Annotated in this window: 15 protein-coding genes; 9 read left to right on the top strand and 6 right to left on the bottom strand. The window is 68.3% G+C overall.

The window, feature by feature from the left end; translation table 11 throughout:
• Positions 1 to 69: 69 nt before the first annotated feature.
• The 8 genes from RT97_RS09700 to RT97_RS09665 all read left to right on the top strand — a co-directional run bounded on the left by RT97_RS09700 (position 70) and on the right by RT97_RS09665 (position 8,747).
• Positions 70 to 936, top strand: coding sequence for a FadR/GntR family transcriptional regulator (locus RT97_RS09700; protein ID WP_042578569.1), 867 nt, complete (start codon positions 70 to 72; stop codon positions 934 to 936).
• 124 nt (positions 937 to 1,060) lie between these two features.
• Entirely contained in the window at positions 1,061 to 2,050 is a 990-nt protein-coding gene (locus RT97_RS09695) for a Bug family tripartite tricarboxylate transporter substrate binding protein (protein ID WP_042578568.1), read from the top strand.
• A gap of 55 nt (positions 2,051 to 2,105) precedes the next feature.
• Positions 2,106 to 3,017 (top strand): 5-dehydro-4-deoxyglucarate dehydratase, encoded by a 912-nt coding sequence (gene kdgD, locus RT97_RS09690; RefSeq protein ID WP_042578567.1) that lies wholly within the window; start codon positions 2,106 to 2,108, stop codon positions 3,015 to 3,017.
• A 59-nt stretch (positions 3,018 to 3,076) separates the two neighbouring features.
• Positions 3,077 to 3,526, top strand: coding sequence for a nuclear transport factor 2 family protein (locus RT97_RS09685; RefSeq protein ID WP_042578566.1), 450 nt, complete (start codon positions 3,077 to 3,079; stop codon positions 3,524 to 3,526).
• Between the two features lie 145 nt (positions 3,527 to 3,671).
• On the top strand, positions 3,672 to 4,658 hold the full coding sequence (locus RT97_RS09680) for a Bug family tripartite tricarboxylate transporter substrate binding protein (RefSeq protein ID WP_080898242.1): 987 nt from the start codon (positions 3,672 to 3,674) through the stop codon (positions 4,656 to 4,658).
• Between the two features lie 16 nt (positions 4,659 to 4,674).
• Positions 4,675 to 6,045, top strand: coding sequence for a glucarate dehydratase (gudD, locus tag RT97_RS09675; RefSeq protein ID WP_042578565.1), 1,371 nt, complete (start codon positions 4,675 to 4,677; stop codon positions 6,043 to 6,045).
• Positions 6,046 to 6,159: 114 nt separating this feature from the next.
• A complete protein-coding gene (locus RT97_RS09670) occupies positions 6,160 to 7,257 on the top strand; it encodes an SMP-30/gluconolactonase/LRE family protein (protein ID WP_042578564.1) in 1,098 nt (365 codons plus the stop codon).
• A 53-nt stretch (positions 7,258 to 7,310) separates the two neighbouring features.
• Positions 7,311 to 8,747 (top strand): aldehyde dehydrogenase family protein, encoded by a 1,437-nt coding sequence (locus tag RT97_RS09665; RefSeq protein ID WP_042578563.1) that lies wholly within the window; start codon positions 7,311 to 7,313, stop codon positions 8,745 to 8,747.
• Between the two features lie 6 nt (positions 8,748 to 8,753).
• Here RT97_RS09665 and RT97_RS09660 read toward each other — a convergent pair whose 3' ends face one another.
• Complete coding sequence (locus RT97_RS09660; RefSeq protein ID WP_042578562.1) at positions 8,754 to 10,313, bottom strand: ABC transporter permease/substrate-binding protein; 1,560 nt, start codon at positions 10,311 to 10,313, stop codon at positions 8,754 to 8,756.
• Between the two features lie 111 nt (positions 10,314 to 10,424).
• On the opposite strand from RT97_RS09660, the gene RT97_RS09655 reads away from it, so the two are divergent.
• Positions 10,425 to 11,513 carry an ROK family protein gene (locus tag RT97_RS09655; protein WP_042578561.1) on the top strand — a complete coding sequence of 363 codons (1,089 nt, stop codon included), beginning with the start codon at positions 10,425 to 10,427 and terminating at the stop codon, positions 11,511 to 11,513.
• Here RT97_RS09655 and RT97_RS09650 read toward each other — a convergent pair.
• The 5 genes from RT97_RS09650 to RT97_RS09630 are packed head-to-tail and all read right to left on the bottom strand — an operon-like array spanning position 11,497 to position 18,116.
• Positions 11,497 to 13,032 (bottom strand): efflux transporter outer membrane subunit, encoded by a 1,536-nt coding sequence (locus RT97_RS09650; RefSeq protein ID WP_042578560.1) that lies wholly within the window; start codon positions 13,030 to 13,032, stop codon positions 11,497 to 11,499. The genes RT97_RS09655 and RT97_RS09650 overlap by 17 nt on opposite strands.
• A gap of 15 nt (positions 13,033 to 13,047) precedes the next feature.
• Positions 13,048 to 14,166 (bottom strand): ABC transporter permease, encoded by a 1,119-nt coding sequence (locus RT97_RS09645; RefSeq protein WP_042578559.1) that lies wholly within the window; start codon positions 14,164 to 14,166, stop codon positions 13,048 to 13,050.
• 13 nt (positions 14,167 to 14,179) lie between these two features.
• The gene (locus RT97_RS09640; protein ID WP_042578558.1) at positions 14,180 to 15,316 is read right to left on the bottom strand and encodes an ABC transporter permease; all 1,137 of its coding nucleotides are present in this window, start codon (positions 15,314 to 15,316) and stop codon (positions 14,180 to 14,182) included.
• Entirely contained in the window at positions 15,313 to 17,103 is a 1,791-nt protein-coding gene (locus RT97_RS09635; protein ID WP_042578557.1) for an ATP-binding cassette domain-containing protein, read from the bottom strand. The genes RT97_RS09640 and RT97_RS09635 overlap by 4 nt, the downstream gene beginning before the upstream one ends.
• Complete coding sequence (locus tag RT97_RS09630; protein ID WP_042578556.1) at positions 17,103 to 18,116, bottom strand: HlyD family efflux transporter periplasmic adaptor subunit; 1,014 nt, start codon at positions 18,114 to 18,116, stop codon at positions 17,103 to 17,105. Before RT97_RS09630 ends, RT97_RS09635 begins: the two co-directional genes overlap by 1 nt.
• Positions 18,117 to 18,199 lie beyond the last annotated feature (83 nt).

The raw sequence follows: 18,199 nt of genomic DNA, 5'->3' as shown, positions 1-18,199 counted from the left end.
ACTTTTGGATCGGTTCAAGTGATGAGTTATCTGTTGTCGTACAACTAATAGGGGATTATCATCGTGGCCATGGTTCAGACGACTGCGGGTAATCCCTTGGTAGATGTGTCGGCGGAGGCCGGCTCGACGGCAGGCCCCGCGGCCTTCGTGGGGCGGCCGCGCCAGCGTGCCCGCGGTCTGGCGCACGGGCTCGTGGAAGACCTGGGCGAGAAGATCCGCAGCCAGTCGCTGCGCCCGGGCGACAAGCTCCCCACCGAGTCGGCCATCATGCAGGCCTACGGCGTGAGCCGCACCGTGGTGCGCGAGGCGCTCTCCAAGCTGCAGGCCGGCGGGCTCGTCGAAACGCTGCACGGTGTGGGCACTTTCGTCCTGCAGCCGCGGCCGGGTGGGGTGTTTCGCCTCGACCCGGGCGAGATCGCCGCGTCGGTCGATGTGCTGTCGGTGCTGGAACTGCGCATCAGCCTGGAGACCGAATCCGCCGGGCTCGCCGCGAGCCGCCGCACCGACGAGCAGCTGGTGGCAATGCGCCACGCGCTCGACGACTTCGAGCACAACGTGACGATCGCCGGCGACACCGTTGCGCCCGACTTCCGCTTTCACCTGCAGATCGCGCAGTCGACCGGCAACCCGTATTTCGCCGACATCATGCGACACCTGGGCACCACGATCATTCCGCGGACGCGCATCAGCGCCATCCGCATCCAGGACGGCGGGGCGTACCTGAGCCGCGTGAACCGCGAGCACGAAGAAATCTATGCGGCCATCGCGCGCCGCGATCCCGAGTCGGCCCGCGCCGCCATGCGCATCCACCTGACCAACAGCCGCGAGCGCCTGCGCATCGCGCAAGAGGCCGCGCAGCAGCAGAAGGCGAAAGCCGAAGGTGCGAGCGCCGCGGGCAAGGGCAATGGCGCGGGCGCCGCTTCGTCCGACAGCTGAGTCTTTTGCCGAAATTTTTGGGTTCGAATCTGGACAAGTCGTTTTTCTAGTTGTACGATGACTGACCTCTCGCTTCGACAACGGGCGAAGCCATGGCACAGATCGAATAACTGGAGACATCCGCATGACCATCAACCGACGCGGCGCACTCGGCGCCGCCCTCGCCACGACCCTGGCCGCGAGCCTGCCGGTGCGCGCATTCGCGCAGAGCGGTGGCGGCAACTGGCCTTCCAAGCCGATCCGGCTCATCGTTCCTTACCCGCCGGGCGGCTCGTCCGACATCATTGCGCGCTCGATCAGCCAACCGCTGTCGGACGCACTGGGTCAGCCCGTGGTGATCGAGAACCGCGCGGGCGCCAACGGCAACCTGGGCGCCGACATGCTGGCCAAGGCGCCGGCCGACGGCCACACGCTCATGCTGTGCGACCTCGGCGCGCTGGCCATCAGCCCGTCGCTGTATCCCAAGCTCCCGTTCGATCCGACCAAGGACCTGCGCAGCGTGGCCATGCTGGCCTACTCGCCGCACCTCTTGGTGGTGCACCCCTCGGTGCAGGCCAACACGCTGAAGGAGCTCGTCGAGCTCTCCAAGAAGAGCGACTTCAACTTCGCCGTCACCGCCAGCGGCAGCACCGCGCACCTGGCCGGCGTCGAACTGCAGCGCAAGAGCGGCGCCAAGTGGGAATACGTGCCTTACAAGGGCGGCGTGCAGGCCGTGCTCGACACCGTCGCCGGCCAGACGCAGGTGCTGATGAACGGCATGCTCGCCACTTACCCGCACGTGCAGAGCGGCAAGCTCAAGCTGATCGCGGTTTCCAAGCCCACGCGCATGCCCCTCATCGGCAACGTGCCGACCATCTCGGAGCAGGGCGTTCCCGGCTACGAGTCGGGCACCTGGCAGGGCGTGGTCACCGCGCGCGGCACGCCCGACGCGGTGGTCGCCCGGCTCAACAAGGAGCTGGTGCGCATCATCCGCACCCCCGACATCCGCGCGCGTCTGGCAGGCCAGGGCGCCGAGGTCGTGACCATGACCGCGCCCGAGCAGGACCAGTTCTTCGCCAAGGAGCGCGCGCGCTGGGCCCAGGTGATCAAGGAAGCCAACGTCAAGCTCGATTGACCGGCCATCCACCACCCTCATTTTTCTTTTTCACATCTTCACTGGACGTTTCCCGATGAACCCGCAAGAACTCAAGACCATCATGGGCTCCGGCCTGCTCTCGTTCCCGCTGACCGACTTCGACAGCAACGGCGACTTCAACGCGCAGGGCTACGTCAAGCGCCTCGAATGGCTGCAGCCCTACGGCGCGAGCGCGCTGTTCGCCGCCGGCGGCACGGGCGAGTTCTTCTCGCTGACCGGCGACGAGTACCCCGGCATCATCAAGACCGCGGTCGACACCTGCCGCGGCGTGGTGCCGATCATTGCCGGCGCCGGCGGCCCGACGCGCTTTGCCATCCAGTGCGCGCAAGCCGCCGAGAAGGCCGGCGCGCACGGCATCCTGCTGCTGCCGCACTACCTCACCGAAGCCGGCCAGGAAGGCCTGGCCGCGCACGTGGAAGCCGTCTGCAAGAGCGTGAAGTTCGGCGTGATCGTCTACAACCGCGCCTCCAGCCGCCTGAAGCCCGACACGCTCGCGGGCCTGGCCGAACGCAACCCGAACCTCGTGGGCTTCAAGGACGGCGTGGGCGACATCGAGGCAATGGTCGCGATCTACCAGAAGATGGGCGACCGCTTCGCCTACCTGGGTGGCCTGCCGACCGCCGAGGTCTATGCCGCCGCCTACAAGGCCATGGGCACGCCGGTGTACTCGTCGGCCGTCTTCAACTTCATCCCCAAGACGGCGATGGACTTCTATCACGCGGTCGCCAACGACGACATGGCCACGCAGCACCGCCTGCTGAAGAACTTCTTCATGCCCTACCTCGAGCTTCGCAACCGCACGCCGGGCTATGCAGTGAGCATCGTGAAGGCCGGCGCCAAGATCGTCGGCCACGACGCGGGCCCGGTGCGCGCACCGCTCACCGATCTCAAGCCCGCCGAGATGGAAGAGCTCAAGGCGCTGATCGCCACGCTCGGCCCGCAGTAAGAAGCCTCGGGTTTTCGCAGTCGACAAGCAAGCATCAACATAACAACGGAGTCAACGACATGCTCATCAAGAAACTCTTCCTCATCGCCGCTTCGGCCGCCGTGTTCTCGGGCTGCGCAATGGCGCCCGCCGGCGGCGGCGCATCGGACCAGCCCGCGGTGGCCGCGGCTGCCGAGCGCCTGCGCATCGCAATGATCGATCCGACCGCCGCCGCCCTGGGCGCGCTCGTGGCCGACGACCTGAGCTACGGCCATTCGGGCGGCAAGGTCGACACCAAGGCCAGCTTCATCAGCGACCTGCTCGACGCGAAGTCGGACTTCGTGACCATCACGATCACCGAGCAGACCATCAAGGTGGTCGACGCCAACACGGCCATCGTGCGCCACACGCTCGCGGCCGACACCAACGATTCGGGCAAGCCCGGCAAGGTCGCGCTGAAGATCCTCGGTGTGTGGCAGAAGCAGGGCGGCAACTGGAAGCTGCTCGCGCGCCAGGCCGTAAGGATCTAGTACGCCCCCAGGCTTCGCGCACTTCGCGTCGCTTCGCCAACCCCCTCGCCGGGGGCGACACCAGGGGCCCGGCAAAGCCGGTTCCCCGGTGTTTCGCGAAGAATGCCAAGGGCGTTCCGAGTCCAGCCACTCATCGGATGTGCGAATGAACAAAAGAGCGCTTCTTGCCGCGGGCCTCGTGCTCGCCGCCACCGCGATGCTGCCCCTGCATGCCTCGGCGCAAGCCGACGCATGGCCGCAGCAGAAGCCCGTGACCATCATCGTGCCGTTTCCCGCCGGCGGCTCCACCGACATGGTGGCGCGCGCGCTGGCGCTGCAACTGCAGACCCGGCTGGGCGGCAGCTTCGTCGTCGACAACCGGCCCGGTGCCACGGGCACCATCGGCACCGGCTTCGTCAAGCGCGCGGCGCCCGACGGCTACACGCTGCTGGTGTCGTCGCTCGGCGCGTTCGTCGTCACGCCGCACCTGCAAAAGAGCGTGCCCTACGACGCGACCAAGGACTTCGACTACATCAGCGTGCCCGTGCAGGCGCCCAACGTGCTCGTCGCCAATGTGGCGCGGCCCGAGCACACGGTGGCCGACGTGCTCGCGCTCCTGCGCAAGACGCCGGGCAAGGTCTCGTTCGCGAGTTCGGGCAACGGCTCGTCCGATCACCTGTCGGCCGAACTCTTCTGGCAGCAGACCAAGACAGAAGGCGTGCACGTGCCCTACAAGGGCGGCGCGCCTGCCGTGAACGACCTGCTGGGCAACCAGGTCGACTTCTCGTTCCAGAACGTGAATGCCGTGCTGCCGCACATCCGCGCAGGCAAGCTGCGCGCGATTGCCGTGAGCGGCGACAGGCGTTCGCCCGTGCTGCCCGACGTGCCCACGCTGGCCGAGGCCGGCGTGAAGGGCGCGGAGGTCTATTCTTGGCAGGGCGTGGCGGCGCCGAAGGGCCTGCCGCCTGCGCTCAAGAAGAAACTGGGCGATGCGGTCGTTGCCGCGATGCAGGACCCCGAGACGAAGAAGCGCATGCTCGACCAGGGCCTGGAAATCGTCGCGAGCACGCCCGAGGACTTCACCGCCTTCCAGTTGCGCGAATGGACGCGATGGAAGACGCTCATCGACACCCGCCACATCACCGCAGACTGAGACACCGAGCCTGAAGATGACAAGTCCTGAATCCGTTTCCAACGCCATCTCCAACGTCGTTCGGGGCGCGCCCGTCGTCACCGGCATGCGCGTGGTCCCCGTCGCGGGCCACGACAGCATGCTGATGAACCTGAGCGGCGCGCACGGCCCGTTCTTCACCCGCAACCTCCTGATCCTGACCGACAGCGCCGGCCACACCGGCGTGGGCGAAGTGCCGGGCGGCGAGAAGATCCGCCAGACGCTCGAAGACGCGCGCGACCTCATCGTGGGCCAGCCCATCGGCCGCCACAACGCGGTGCTCAACAGCCTGCGCAGCGCCTTCGCCGGCCGCGACAGCGGCGGCCGCGGCCAGCAGACCTTCGACCTGCGCGTGACCATCCATGCGGTCACGGCGGTGGAGGCCGCGCTGCTCGACCTCTTGGGCCAGTTCCTCGAAGTGCCCGTTGCGGCCCTGCTGGGCGAAGGCCAGCAGCGCGATGCGGTGCAGATGCTCGGCTACCTCTTCTACGTGGGCGACCGCACGAAGACCGACCTGCCGTACGAGACCGACCCCGGTGCCGACAACGACTGGTTTCGCCTCCGCCACGAAGAGGCGATGACGCCCGAATCCGTCGTGCGCCTGGCCGAAGCCACGCATGCGCGCTACGGCTTCACCGACTTCAAGCTCAAGGGCGGCGTGCTCCGCGGCGAAGAAGAAGTCGAGGCGATCCGCGCGCTGCACGAGCGCTTTCCGAATGCGCGCGTCACGCTCGACCCGAACGGCGGCTGGCTGCTGGCCGATGCGATCCGCCTCTGCCGCGACCTGCACGGCGTGATGGCCTATGCCGAAGACCCGTGCGGCGCCGAAGGCGTGTTCTCGGGCCGCGAGGTGATGGCCGAGTTCCGCCGCGCCACGGGCCTGCCCACCGCCACCAACATGGTCGCCACCGATTGGCGCGAGATGGTGCACAGCCTCTCGCTGCAGTCGGTCGACATCCCGCTGGCCGACCCGCACTTCTGGACGATGCAGGGCTCGGTGCGCGTGGCGCAGCTGTGCCAGGCCTGGGGTCTCACCTGGGGCTCGCATTCGAACAACCACTTCGACGTGTCGCTGGCGATGTTCACACACGTGGCCGCCGCCGCACCGGGCAAGGTGACGGCCATCGACACGCACTGGATCTGGCAGGACGGCCAGCGCCTGACGAAATCGCCGCTGCAGATCGAGGAGGGCTTCGTGAAGGTGCCCACGCGTGGCGGCCTGGGCATCGAGCTCGACATGGCCGAGGTCGAGAAGGCGCACCAGCTGTACCTGAAGCATGGCCTGGGCGCGCGCAACGATGCGCAAGCCATGCAATACCTGATTCCCAACTGGACCTTCGACAACAAACGGCCCTGCATGGTCCGCTGAGGCGGATTCACGACAACCGTTCGGGCTGAGCCTGTCGAAGCCCCGCGCGGCGCTTCGACAGGCCCAGCGGGAACGGACTTGCGCCGCAAGCACAGACATCGCCAAGGAGACTGCATGAACAACCACATGGACCGTCGCCGCCTGCTCCAGGCGGCTGCCGGCTCGGCACTCGGCGCCGTGGCTGCCGCTGCCGGCGCCCAGTCGTTTCCGTTCAAGCCGCAGCAGCGCTACCCCGACCCGGCGGTGCTGATCCTTGACCCGAGCTTCGCCAAGTACCGTCTCTACAGCAGCACGCTCGAGCAGGTCGGCACGGGCATGCGCTGGGCCGAAGGTCCCGTGTACATGCCGCGCGAGGGCTATCTCGTGTGCAGCGACATCCCGAACAACCGGCTGATGCGCTACGAGGAAAAGACGGGCGAGTTCAAGGTCCACAAGTCGAACGTGAACCACTGCAACGGCAACACGCGCGACCGCCAGGGGCGCCTCGTGAGCTGCGAGCATTCGCTGACGCGGCGCGTGGTGCGCACCGAGCACGACGGGCGCATGACCGTGCTGGCCGACCGGTTCCAGGGCAAGCGGCTGAATTCGCCGAACGACGTGGTGGTGAAGTCGGACGACACCGTCTGGTTCACCGATCCGCTCTTCGGCATCTCGGGCACCTGGGAAGGCGAGAGGGCCGCGCCCGAGCAGGCCACGACCAACGTGTACCGCCTCACGCCCGATGGCCAGCTCTCGGCGGTCATCACCGACCTGGTGAACCCGAACGGCCTGGCCTTCTCGCCGGACGAGAAGAAGCTCTACGTCATCGAGTGGAAGGGCACCCCCAACCGCAGCCTCTGGAGCTACGACGTGGCCTCCGATGGCAGCGTGTCGAACAAGGCCAAGCTGATCGACGGCGTGGGCGCGGCCGCGCTCGACGGCTTTCGCGTCGACCGCGACGGCAACATCTGGATGGGCTGGGGCTGGAACGGCGCGCTGGCAGCCGAGCCCACCGATGCCGGCAACGGCATGAAGGTCTATCAGCCGCAGGCGAAGTCCGAAGACCTCGATGGCGTCAAGATCTTCAACTCGAGGGGCTTGCCGATCGGTTTCATCCGCCTGCCCGAACGCTGTGCCAACCTCACGTTCGGCGGCCCCAAGAACAATCGCCTCTACATGGCGGCCAGCCATTCGCTGTACGCCCTCTACGTGGAGTCCGAAGGCGCAACCTAGCCTTCGATTCTCCAGACCCCATTACCGCAACAGGCAAACGAAGGACATCGACGATGACTGAATTCAACAACCTCATCAATGGCGAGTGGCTGGCCGGCAAGAGCTACAGCCCCAACGTCAACCCCAGCAACCTGGCCGACGTGCTGGGCCAGTACACGCAGGGCGACGCGGCGCACGTCGATGCCGCCGTGGCAGCCGCCACCGCCGCCTTCCCGGCATGGGCCACGGGCAGCATCCAGGCGCGCTCCGATGCGCTCGACAAGATCGGCACCGAGATCCTCGCGCGCAAGGAAGAGCTCGGCACCCTGCTGGCGCGCGAAGAAGGCAAGACCAAGGCCGAAGGCATCGGCGAGGCCACGCGCGCGGGCCAGATCTTCAAGTTCTTCGCGGGCGAGTGCCTGCGCCTCTCGGGCGAGGTGCTGCCTTCGGTGCGCCCGAACATCGGCGTGGAAATCACGCGCGAGCCGGTCGGCGTGGTCGGCCTCATCACGCCGTGGAACTTCCCCATTGCCATTCCCGCCTGGAAGATCGCCCCCGCGCTCGCCTTCGGCAACTGCGTGGTCCTGAAGCCTGCGGACCTCGTGCCGGGCAGCGCCTGGGCACTGAGTGAAATCATCAGCCGCTCGGGCATTCCGGCGGGCGTCTTCAACCTGGTGATGGGCCGCGGCAGCGTGATCGGCGAGGCGCTGGTCAACCACCCGGGCATCCACGCGATCAGCTTCACCGGCTCGGTGGGGGTGGGCCGCAACATCGCGATCCAGTGCGTTACCAACCACAAGAAGGTGCAGCTCGAGATGGGCGGCAAGAACCCGCAAGTCATCCTGGACGACGCAGACCTCGCGCAGGCCGTGGAGCTGAGCGTGCAGAGCGCGTTCTATTCGACCGGCCAGCGTTGCACCGCATCGAGCCGCCTGATCGTGACCGAAGGCATCTACCCGAAGTTCATCGAGGCGATGAAGGCGCGCATGGCCAAGATCAAGGTCGGCGACGCGCTCGCGCAGGGCACCGACGTGGGCCCGGTCTCGTCGAAGTCGCAGCTCAACCAGGACATGGAATACATCGCCATCGGCAAGGGCGAAGGCGCCACGCTGGCCGCCGGCGGCGAGCTGCTGAAGCTGGAGACCGACGGCTACTTCATGTCGCCCGCGCTGTTCAGCGAATCGGCCGCGACGATGCGCATCAACAAGGAAGAAATCTTCGGCCCGGTCGCCAGCGTGATCCGCGTCAAGAACTACGAAGAAGCACTGGCCACGGCCAACGACACCGAGTTCGGCCTCTCGGCCGGCATCGCGACCACGTCGCTCAAGTACGCAACGCACTTCAAGCGCCACAGCCAGGCCGGCATGGTGATGGTCAACCTGCCGACCGCGGGTGTTGATTACCACGTGCCGTTCGGCGGCCGCAAGGGTTCGAGCTACGGCCCGCGCGAGCAGGGCAAGTACGCGCAGGAGTTCTTCACCACGGTGAAGACGGCCTACACGCTGGCCTGATCTTCCTCAGGCCGGCGGCAGCGAACTGGGCGGTGCCCGCCGGCGGCGGCGCATCGTCCACTCGATCAGCTCGAAGATCCCTTCGCTGATCAGCGCCATCGCTGCGGCCGGCAGCGCGCCGGCCAGCAGCAATTCGCGGTCGTTCAGGGCCAGGCCCGTGACGATGCGTTCGCCGAATCCACCCGCGCCGATGAAGGCTGCAATCGTCGCCGTGCCGATGGCAATGGCCGTGGCCGTGCGCACGCCCGCCAGCAGCGTGGGCAGCGCCAGCGGCAGCAGCACCAGCCGAAGGCTCTGCGGCGGCGTCATGCCGAGCGCGGTGCCGGCCAGGCGCAGCCCGTTCGGCACCTCTGCGAGGCCAGTCACCGTGTTGCGCATGATCGGCAGCAGCGAGTAGAGCGTGAGCGCGATCAGCGCAGGCAGCGCACCGATCGCGCCGAGCATCGAGATCAGCACCGCCAACAGCGCGAGCGAAGGCACGGTCTGCATCAGGCTCGCGATGCCGAGCACCACGGCGCGCAGCCGCACATGCGAGAACACCAGGATCGCGATCGGCACGCCGATCAGGATGGCGATGCCCACCGACACCGCCACCAGCAGCAGGTGCTGGCGCGCGAGCTTCCAGAGGTCGGGGCCGAAGAGCTTGGCGGTGAAGCCGCGCCGGGCCTCCTGCGAGGGCGCTGCGCCCGTCTTGCCCGTGCTGGAGATGAAGTCGCGCGCGATCACATCGAACGGCACGCTCTGCAGCTCGGCGCGCGCGTTCATCGCGATCATCGCGTGCTCGTCGACCTTGCCTTCGAGCGCCTGCAGCGCGGCCCAGGCCTTGGGCAGGCGGGTGGGCAGGTCGAGCTTGTAGAGCACCACCGCGTCGTAGCGCGGAAAGAACTTCCTGTCGTCTTCGAGCACGCGCAGGCCGAGGTGGTCGATCTTCGCGTCGGTGGTGTAGATGTCGATCGCATCGATCTGCTTGGCAGCCACCGCTTCGTAGGCCAGGCCGTGGTCCAGGCCGGTCGGCGTCTGCGTGAAGCCGTAGCGCGCGGCCAGCCCCTTCCAGCCGTCGGCGCGGCCGAGAAATTCGTTCGAGAGGCCGAGCTTGAGTTCGGGGTGCTTTGCCAGGTCGCTGAGCGTGCGGAGCCCGAGCCGCTCCGCGTCGGCCGCGCGCACCGCCAGCGCATAGCCGTCGTTGAAGCCGAGCGGGATGGCCACGCCCAGGCCCATCGGCGCGAGCGCGGCGTTCATCGCCTCGCGCGTGTCCGCGGGCGAGCCCTTGAGGATTTCCAGTGCGATGGTGCCGGTGTACTCGGCGTAGAGATCGATGGCCCCCGAGCGCAGCGCCTCGTAGACGATGGCCGTGTTGCCCAGGCCCTGGCGAACGACGGGCGGCGATGCGATGTGCGGCGCGGCCGTCTGCGCGAGCAGCTCGGCGAGGATGTACGACTCGGTGAAGCGCTTGGAGCCGATGCGCAGCGCCTCGTCCGCGGCCTGCGCGGGGGCGGCGGCAAGCCAGGCCATCGAGACCCCTAGCAGGAGGAGGGCGGCGCGCCGGAAGCTGCGGAGCAGGTGCATCGCGGGCAGTGTATAGACAACGCTTCGTTTGGCGTACCCGTCAATCTCCTACATGGCGTGGCGCGCGGAGCCGATGCGGACAAAGGGCGGCGGGCCCCATAGTCTGTGGCCATGAAGTCCAAGACCTCGAAGAAGAAACCCGCCCCCGTCCCCCAGGACGATCTTCCCCGTCCCGAAGTCCATGGCCTGCGGGAACTCCCGGGCCTGCAGGTCGACGGCTATAGCCTGCAGCTGCGCGACAAGGACGGCTTCGTCGGCGACCAGGCCAGCCAGACCGCCTTCAGGGAGTTGCTCGAGCGCTGGCGCAAGCGCCGCCGCAAGGAAGGCCGCGACCCGCTGGGCCTCTCGCATTCGCGCAACCTCAGCAAGAAGGAACTCGACCACGCGCTGCAGGCAAAGAAGACCTCCGAAGCCGCCGACGTGATGCATGGCGCCATCGAGGAATTCGCCGAGGAGCTCGCCTACGTGATCCAGCGCTTCACACGCCAGCCGTCGTGGCAGAAGGTGCAGCGCATCGTGATCGGCGGCGGCTTCCCCGAAAGCGACGTGGGCGAGCGGGCCATCCTGCAGGCCAGCGCCATCCTCGAGGAAATGGGCGTGCACGTGCAACTGGGCCGGCTCTCGCACAACGTGGACGACGGCGGCCTGATCGGCTGGGTGCACCTCACGCCGCCGGCCATGCTCAAGGGGCACGACGCCATTCTTGCGGTGGACATCGGCGGCACCAACATCCGCTGCGGCATCGTCAAGACGCGCCATCGCAAGGCGCGCGACTTCTCGCTCGCGAAGGTGGTGCGGCGCATGAAGTGGCGCCATGCCGACGACGGCCCGAACCGCGGCGGCATCGTCGAGCACATCGCCCAGATGCTGGAGGAGATGGTGCTCTACAGCGAGCGCAAGAAGATCCGGCTCGCGCCGTTCATCGGCATCGGCTGCCCGGGGCTGATCCGCCAGGACGGCTCCATCGCGCGCGGTGCGCAGAACCTGCCGGGCGACTGGGAGGGGCATGCCTTCCACCTGCCGAGCGAAGTGTGGCGACGCATGCCGATGATCGGCTCGGGCCCGACGCTGGTGCTGATGCACAACGACGCGGTGGTGCAGGGCCTGAGCGAACTGCCCTTCATGCGCGATGCGAAGCACTGGGGCGTGCTGACCATCGGCACGGGGCTGGGCAACGCGAGCTTCACGAACCTGGGTTGAGTTCCTTCGGCGTCACACCGCCCGCAAGCGCCTTGTAGACACCGACCAGGCTCACCGACAGGCGGCTCGTGCTTTGCGCCTGGTCGCGGCGGGCCTGCAGCAGCGCGCGCTGCGCGTCGAGTTCGACGCCGAAGTCGGTGAGCCCGTTGGCATAGCGCGCATGCGCCAGCGTGAGCGCATCGCGGCTCTGGCGTTCGCGCTCGATGAGTTCGGCATGGCGCAGGCGCTCGGCGCTGTAGGCGTTGAGCGCTGAGTCGATTTCGTGCCAGGCCTTGAGCACTGTCTGCTGGAAGGCCACGGCCGCCTCCTGCTGCTGCAGCTCGCGCAAGTCGATCGTGCTGCGGCGCCGGCCGTTGTCGAAGATCGGCAGGCTGAGCGACGGGCCGACATGCCATTGCCGGCTGCCCCAGTCGCCGAAGCGATCGCTCCCCACCGACTCATAGCCGAAGCCCGCGCCCAGCGTGATGCGCGGATACAGATCCGCCATGGCCACGCCGACGCGTGCGGTGGCGGCGTGCAGCTGCGCTTCGGCCGCGGCGATGTCGGGGCGGCGCCGCGCGAGGTCCGCGGGGAGGCCGAGCGCGAGGTCGGGCAGCGGCGGTGCATGGCCCGCGCTGTCGGCGGCGGCCTCGGCCAGTTCGGTGTTCAGCGTGCCGGGCGGTGCGCCGATCAGCTGCGTGATGCGGTTCATCGCATCGGCCTCCTGTTGCAGCAGCGAGGGAATGCGCGCGCGCAGTTCGGCCAGCAGGGTGCGCTGGCGCACCGGATCGAGATCGGTGACGAGCCCGCCATCGGCGCGCGCCTGCACGAGGTCGAGCGACTCGGCGGCGGCCGCGATGTCGGCGCGCGCAATGCGCAGTTCGCGCTGCGTGCCGCGCAACTCGAAGTAGTTGCGCGCGAGCTCGGCCTGCACGGTGAGTTCGGCCTGCAGCCGCATCGCGGCCGAGGCGGCGGCATCGGCATCGGCCGCTTCCACTGCGCGGCGCACGCGGCCCCAGAGGTCGATTTCCCACGAGGCATCGAAGCCCGCCTGGTAGAGGTCGTAGGGCTCGCTGAGCGTGCGGATCAGCTGCTCCTTGTTGGTGGCAGAGGAGCCCAGCGCATCGATGACCCGCGTGGCCGCGCCGCTCTCGCTCTGCCGTTGCCGGTTGGCGCCCGCGCTGGCGTTGACCTGCGGGCCGCGCTGGGCCGCCGCGGTGGCGCGCTGCACGCGGCTCTGCGCAAAGCGCAGTGCGGCGGTCTGCAGGTCGGGGTTGGCGGCGAGCACCATCGCCTGCAGGCGGTCGAGCATCGGGTCGTCGAAGGCCTTCCAGTCGCCGGGCGCGAGGGATGCCGTTGCGGGCGCGGCGCTGCGTTCGGCACCGAGCAACGCGGGCGAGCCGCCGTGCCATGCGGACCAGCCGGTGGGCGCGCGCGGTTCCGCGGGCTTGTGGTCCGGGCCCACGGCGCAACCGCCGACGAGGAGCGCCAGCGAGGCGGTGGCCACCGCGTTGCATGTGAGATGGAAAGTGAGAGGCATGAGGTGCTCCCGTGGTCAGACAAGACGATTGCGAAAGAGCCAGGCCGCCAGCGGCAGCGTGACGACCGCGATGATCGAGAGCGGAATCAGGTTGTGCCAGACCGTGCCCAGCCCCACGCCCTCCAGGTACACGCGCTGCACCAGGTCGATGGCGAAGCGCAGCGGATTGGCCATGGTAATCACCTGCAGCACATGCGGCATGTTGCGCACCGGCGTGGTCAGGCCCGACAGCAGCATCATCGGCATCAGCAGCACGAAGGTGTAGAGCATGGCCTGCTGCATGTTGGCCGACACGGCAGAGATCGACAGGCCGATGCCCACGCTCGCGACGGTGAAGAAGACAAGCCCGGTGTAGAGCGTGACGAGCGAACCCGCCATCGGAATGCCGAACCAGAACATCGCCACCACGAGGATCAGCGACGACTGCGCAAGGCCAACCAGCACCGGCGGCAGCGCCTTGCCGATCATGATTTCGAGCGGCGACATCGGCGTCACCAGCAACTGGTCGAAGGTGCCTTGCTCGCGCTCGCGCGCCACCGAGAGAGCGGTGAGCAACAGCGTCTGCAGCATGCTGAGCGCGGCGATCATGCCGGGCAGGAGATTCCAGCGCGTCTCCAGGTTCGGGTTGAACCAGGCGCGCGATTCGACGACCAGCGGTGCCGGCGGTACGCCCGCGCGGGTGCGCAGCTCGGCGTTGTAGCGCTCGACCACCGCGCTCACATAGCCGGCCGCCGAGCCCGCGGTGTTGGAGTTGCGCGCATCCAGGATCAGCTGGATGGGCGCTGGCTGCCCCGCGCTGAGTCGGCGCTCGAAGTCGGGCGCGATCTGGATCACGAGCAGCGCGCGCTCGGTGTCGATCACTTCGCGGATGTCGGCCTGTGTGCGCAGCGTGGCCACGCGGTGAAACACACCGGTGCTGTCCAGGTGCGCGATGAGCTCGGTCGCGGCGCCCGTGCGGCTCTGGTCCAGCAGCGCATACGGCACGTTCGCCAGGTCGTAGGTGGCGCCGTAGCCGAAGATCAGGCTCTGCAGCAGCGCGGGCGCAAAGAGAATGGTGCGCGTGGCCGGGTCCTTGAGAATCGCGAGCAGCTCCTTCCTGCAGAGGTTGGCGATGCGCAGCACGAAGTCGATCATGTTCTTTCGCTCCTCAATCGAGGCTCTTGCGCGTGACGGCGCGCGCGACCAGCAACAGGCCGATGGCGTAGCAGAGCAGGATGGCGCAGTTGCGCCAGATCAGCAGCCAGACGTCGCCCGCGAGGAACAGCGTCTTGATCAGGTCCATGAAGTAGGTGGCCGGCAGCACATGGCCGATGACGCGCACGGCCGTGGGCACGTTGCGCAGGTCGAACAGGAAGCCCGACAGCATCATCGAAGGCATGAAGGTCGCGATCAGTGCGACCTGGCTCGCGAGGAACTGGTTGCGCGTGACCGACGAGATCACCAGGCCCAGGCTCACAGCGACGATCAGGTAGAGCATCGAGCTGAACACCACCACGAAGAGCGATCCGTACATCGGCACCGCGAAGAGGAAGCGCGCGGCCAGCAGGCACAGCGCCAGGCCCAGCATGCCGACGCCGAAGTACGGAATGATCTTGGCCAGCAGTATCTCGACCGGCCGCACCGGCGTGACGAACAGCGCCTCGAGCGTGCCGCGCTCCCATTCGCGCGCCATCACCAGCGCGGTGAGGAAGGCGCCCACCAGCGTCATGATCAGCACGATGAGCCCCGGCACGAGGTACCAGGTGCTGGTGTTCGCGGCGTTGAACCACATGCGCTGCTCGACGGTGACGCGGCCCACGGGCGGAGCACCCGCGCCCGAGTTGCTGCCCAGGCGGTCGGCCTGCCGCACGGCCGCCTGGGAGAGGGCGCCGCTCACGTAGGCCAGGATGATGGTCGCGCGGCCCGCGTCGGCGCCATGCACGATCAGCTGCACGCGCGCGTTGCCTGCGGCCAGCGCGCGCGAGAAGTCGCTCGGGATGCGCACGATGCCGTCGACCTTGCGCTCGCGCATGAGGTCCTCGGCGTCGTGCATCGAGCCGAGCAGCACCGGCGCGATGGTGGGCGAGAGCTGCAGGCCCGCGATGGCTTCGTGCGCGGTGGGCGAGGCGTCTTCCATCACCACGGCCACCGGCGCGTTCTTCACGTCGAGCGACATGCCGTAGCCGAAGATCAGGATCAGCACCATCGGCAGCAGGATGCCGATCGCGAGGTTGCTGCGGTCGCGCAGCAGCTGGCGGAATTCCTTGCGCGTGAGGGAGACCAACCGTGACCAGAAGCCGCTCATGCCGTCGCTCCTTCCGGTTGCCTGGCGTTGCGCCGTGCCTTCTCCACGATGCCGATGAAGGCCTGCTCCATGTCGATGCGCTTGCCGCCGGCTTCGCCATCGAGCGCTTGCGCGCGCACTTCCTGCGGCGTGCCGATGGCGAGCACCTTGCCTGCGTCCTGGATCACGATGCGGTCGCAGTACTCGGCCTCTTCCATGAAGTGCGTGGTGATGACGATGGTGGTGCCGCCTTTCGCCAGCGCGGTGATGCGGCGCCAGAACTCGCGGCGCGCGAGCGGATCGGCGCCGCTCGTGGGTTCGTCGAGGAACAGGATTTCGGGTTCGTGCAAGAGGCCGGTCGCCATCGCGAGGCGCTGCCGGTAGCCGCCGGGCAGTTGGCCGCTGGGCGCATCGAGTTCGCGTTCGAGGTCGAACTGGCGCAGCACCGTCGCGATGCGCTCTTGCAGTCGCTGCCCGCGCAGGCCGTAGGCGCCGCCGAAGAACGAGAGGTTCTCGCGCACCGTGAGGTTGCCGTAGAGCGCGAATTTCTGCGAGACGTAGCCGATGCGCTGGCGCGCCGCTGAGCGCGCATGGCGCAGGTCGACGCCGGCCACGCGCAACTGGCCGCCGCTCGCGGGCAGGAGGCCGCAGAGCATGCGGAAGGTGGTGGTCTTGCCCGCGCCGTTGGGGCCGAGGAGGCCGAAGATCTCGCCGCGCCGCACCGAGAAGCTGGTGCTGGCCACGGCGACGAAATCGCCGAAGCGGCGCACGAGGTCCTTCACTTCGATGACGACTTCGTCGGGGTCGCCCCTGGCGGCGATGGTGGTGGCGACTGCGGGGTTGCCCGGCGCCGATGCCTTTGCCTGTTGCGTGCGTAGCAGCGTCATGAAGCCGTCTTCGAGCCGCGGCGGCACCGGCTCCGCGCGTGCGCCGGCCAGCAGCGTGGCGAGCGCCGCGTCGTTTGCGCCAGGGCGGCGGATGAAGTGCACCTGGCCGCCTTGCGGCACGGCATCGACGATGTCCTGCTGCGCATCGAGGAGGCGCGCCTGCATCAGGCGCGGCGGCTCGCCCTCAGGCGGCGCGGCGATGAAGCACAGGCCCTTTGCATGGTCGCGAATCTCGGCCGGCGCGCCTTCGGCCAGCAGCTTGCCCTCGCGCAGCACGAAGACATGGCTGCAGCGCTCGGCCTCGTCGAGGTAGGCGGTGCTCACGATGACCGAGAGCTTCTCGTCGTCCACCAGCTGCTGCACGATCTGCCAGAGCTCGCGGCGCGAGAGCGGATCGACGCCCACGGTCGGCTCGTCCAGCAGCAGCAGGTCGGGCGAACGCACCAGCGTGCAGGCCAGGCCCAGCTTCTGCTTCATGCCGCCCGAGAGCTTGCCCGCGGGGCGGTCGGTGAAGCGGCCGAGGTCGGTCATCTCCATCAGCCGGGCATAGCGCGCGCGGCGCTGGTCCTTCGACACGCCGTGCAGGTCGGCGTAGAGGTCGAGGTTCTCCTGCACGCTCAGGTCGTCGTACAGGCCGAAGCGCTGGGGCATGTAGCTGATGCGGTCCTGCACCGCCTGCGGGTCGGCCGCCACGTCGATGCCCAGCACGCGCAGCTCGCCTTCGTCGGCGCGCATGAGGCCCGCCATCAGGCGCAGCAGCGTGGTCTTGCCGGCGCCGTCCGGTCCGACCAGCGCGGTGAGCGTGCCCGCGGGGATGTCGAGCGAGACGCCGGCCAGCGCATGCACGGGCTGCTTCGACGACTTGAGCGTGAAGCGCTTGTGCAGCGAGCGTCCGGCCACGGCCGGCCCATGAGCAGTCATCAGGGCTTGCCAGTGGCGTCGGAGAGCTGCAGCCGCACGGTGGCCGGCATGCCCAGGCGGAGGCGATCCTGCCTGTCTTCGACCATCACGCGGATCTCGTAGACGAGGCTGCTGCGCAGCTCTTCCGTCTGCACGGTCTTGGGCGTGAACTCGGCCACCGACGCGATGTAGCCGACCTTGCCGGGGATGGCTTCGCCCGGCTGGCTGTCGGTGCTCACGCGTGCGGCCTGGCCGGGCTTCACGCGGCCGAGGTCGGCCTCGGCCACATAGGCGCGCACCCATTTGGGGTCGGTGATCGCGAGCGTGAAGGCAGGGCGCTGCGGCGAGGCCATGTCGCCGGGCTCGAGCAGGCGGGCGCGCACCACGGCGTCGATGGGCGCCTTCAGCTCGGCCTCGGCGAGCTGGTGGTTCATGAGCGCGAGGTCGGCGCGCGCGGATTCGAGCTGGGCCTGCGCCTGCGCGATGTCTTCCTTGCGCGGGCCGGTGACGACCAGCTCCCGCGCCTTGCGGGCGTTGTCGAGCTGCGCGAGCGCGACCTTGCGCCTGGCCTGCGCGCCATCGAGGTCCTGCTGGCTCACCGCGCGCCCGGCGGTGGTCTGGCTGATGCCCTGCAAGCGCGCGAGCTGCTGCTGCGCAAGGTCGGCATCGGCCTGCGCGGCGGCCACCTGCGCGCCGGCCTGCGCCACTTCCTCGGGGCGGCTGCCGGTCTTCAGGCGCAGCAGGGCCTGCTCCTGCACGCCGATGCGCGCCTGCGACTGCGCCACGCGCAGCACGAGCGTGCGGGTGTCGAGCTTGCCGAGCAATTGCCCCGCGCGGACGTGGTCGCCTTCGCGCACCGCGAGTTCGGCCACGCGGTCGTTGGCGTTGAAGGCGAGCGAGACCTGGCGCACATCGACGTTGCCGTACAGCACGAGCTGGTCGGTGGGCGTGGCCGAGCGGTTGAAGTACCACCAGCCGCCCGCCGCGGCGACCAATGCGACGACGGCCACGGCGATGAGGGGTTTCTTGTTCATGGGGCGGGCTCCTGCCGGTTTCGGGACCGGGATGCGGCCGGATGTTATCAAATTGAAATTTGAATTTGAAGTATTTTTTCAGT

Origin of the sequence: Variovorax paradoxus (genome assembly GCF_000834655.1) — a bacterium.
Taxonomy (GTDB): Bacteria; Pseudomonadota; Gammaproteobacteria; order Burkholderiales; family Burkholderiaceae_C; genus Variovorax; species Variovorax paradoxus_F.
Note: the sequence above shows the minus strand (reverse complement) of the source record. Positions and strands in the feature narration are given on the sequence as shown.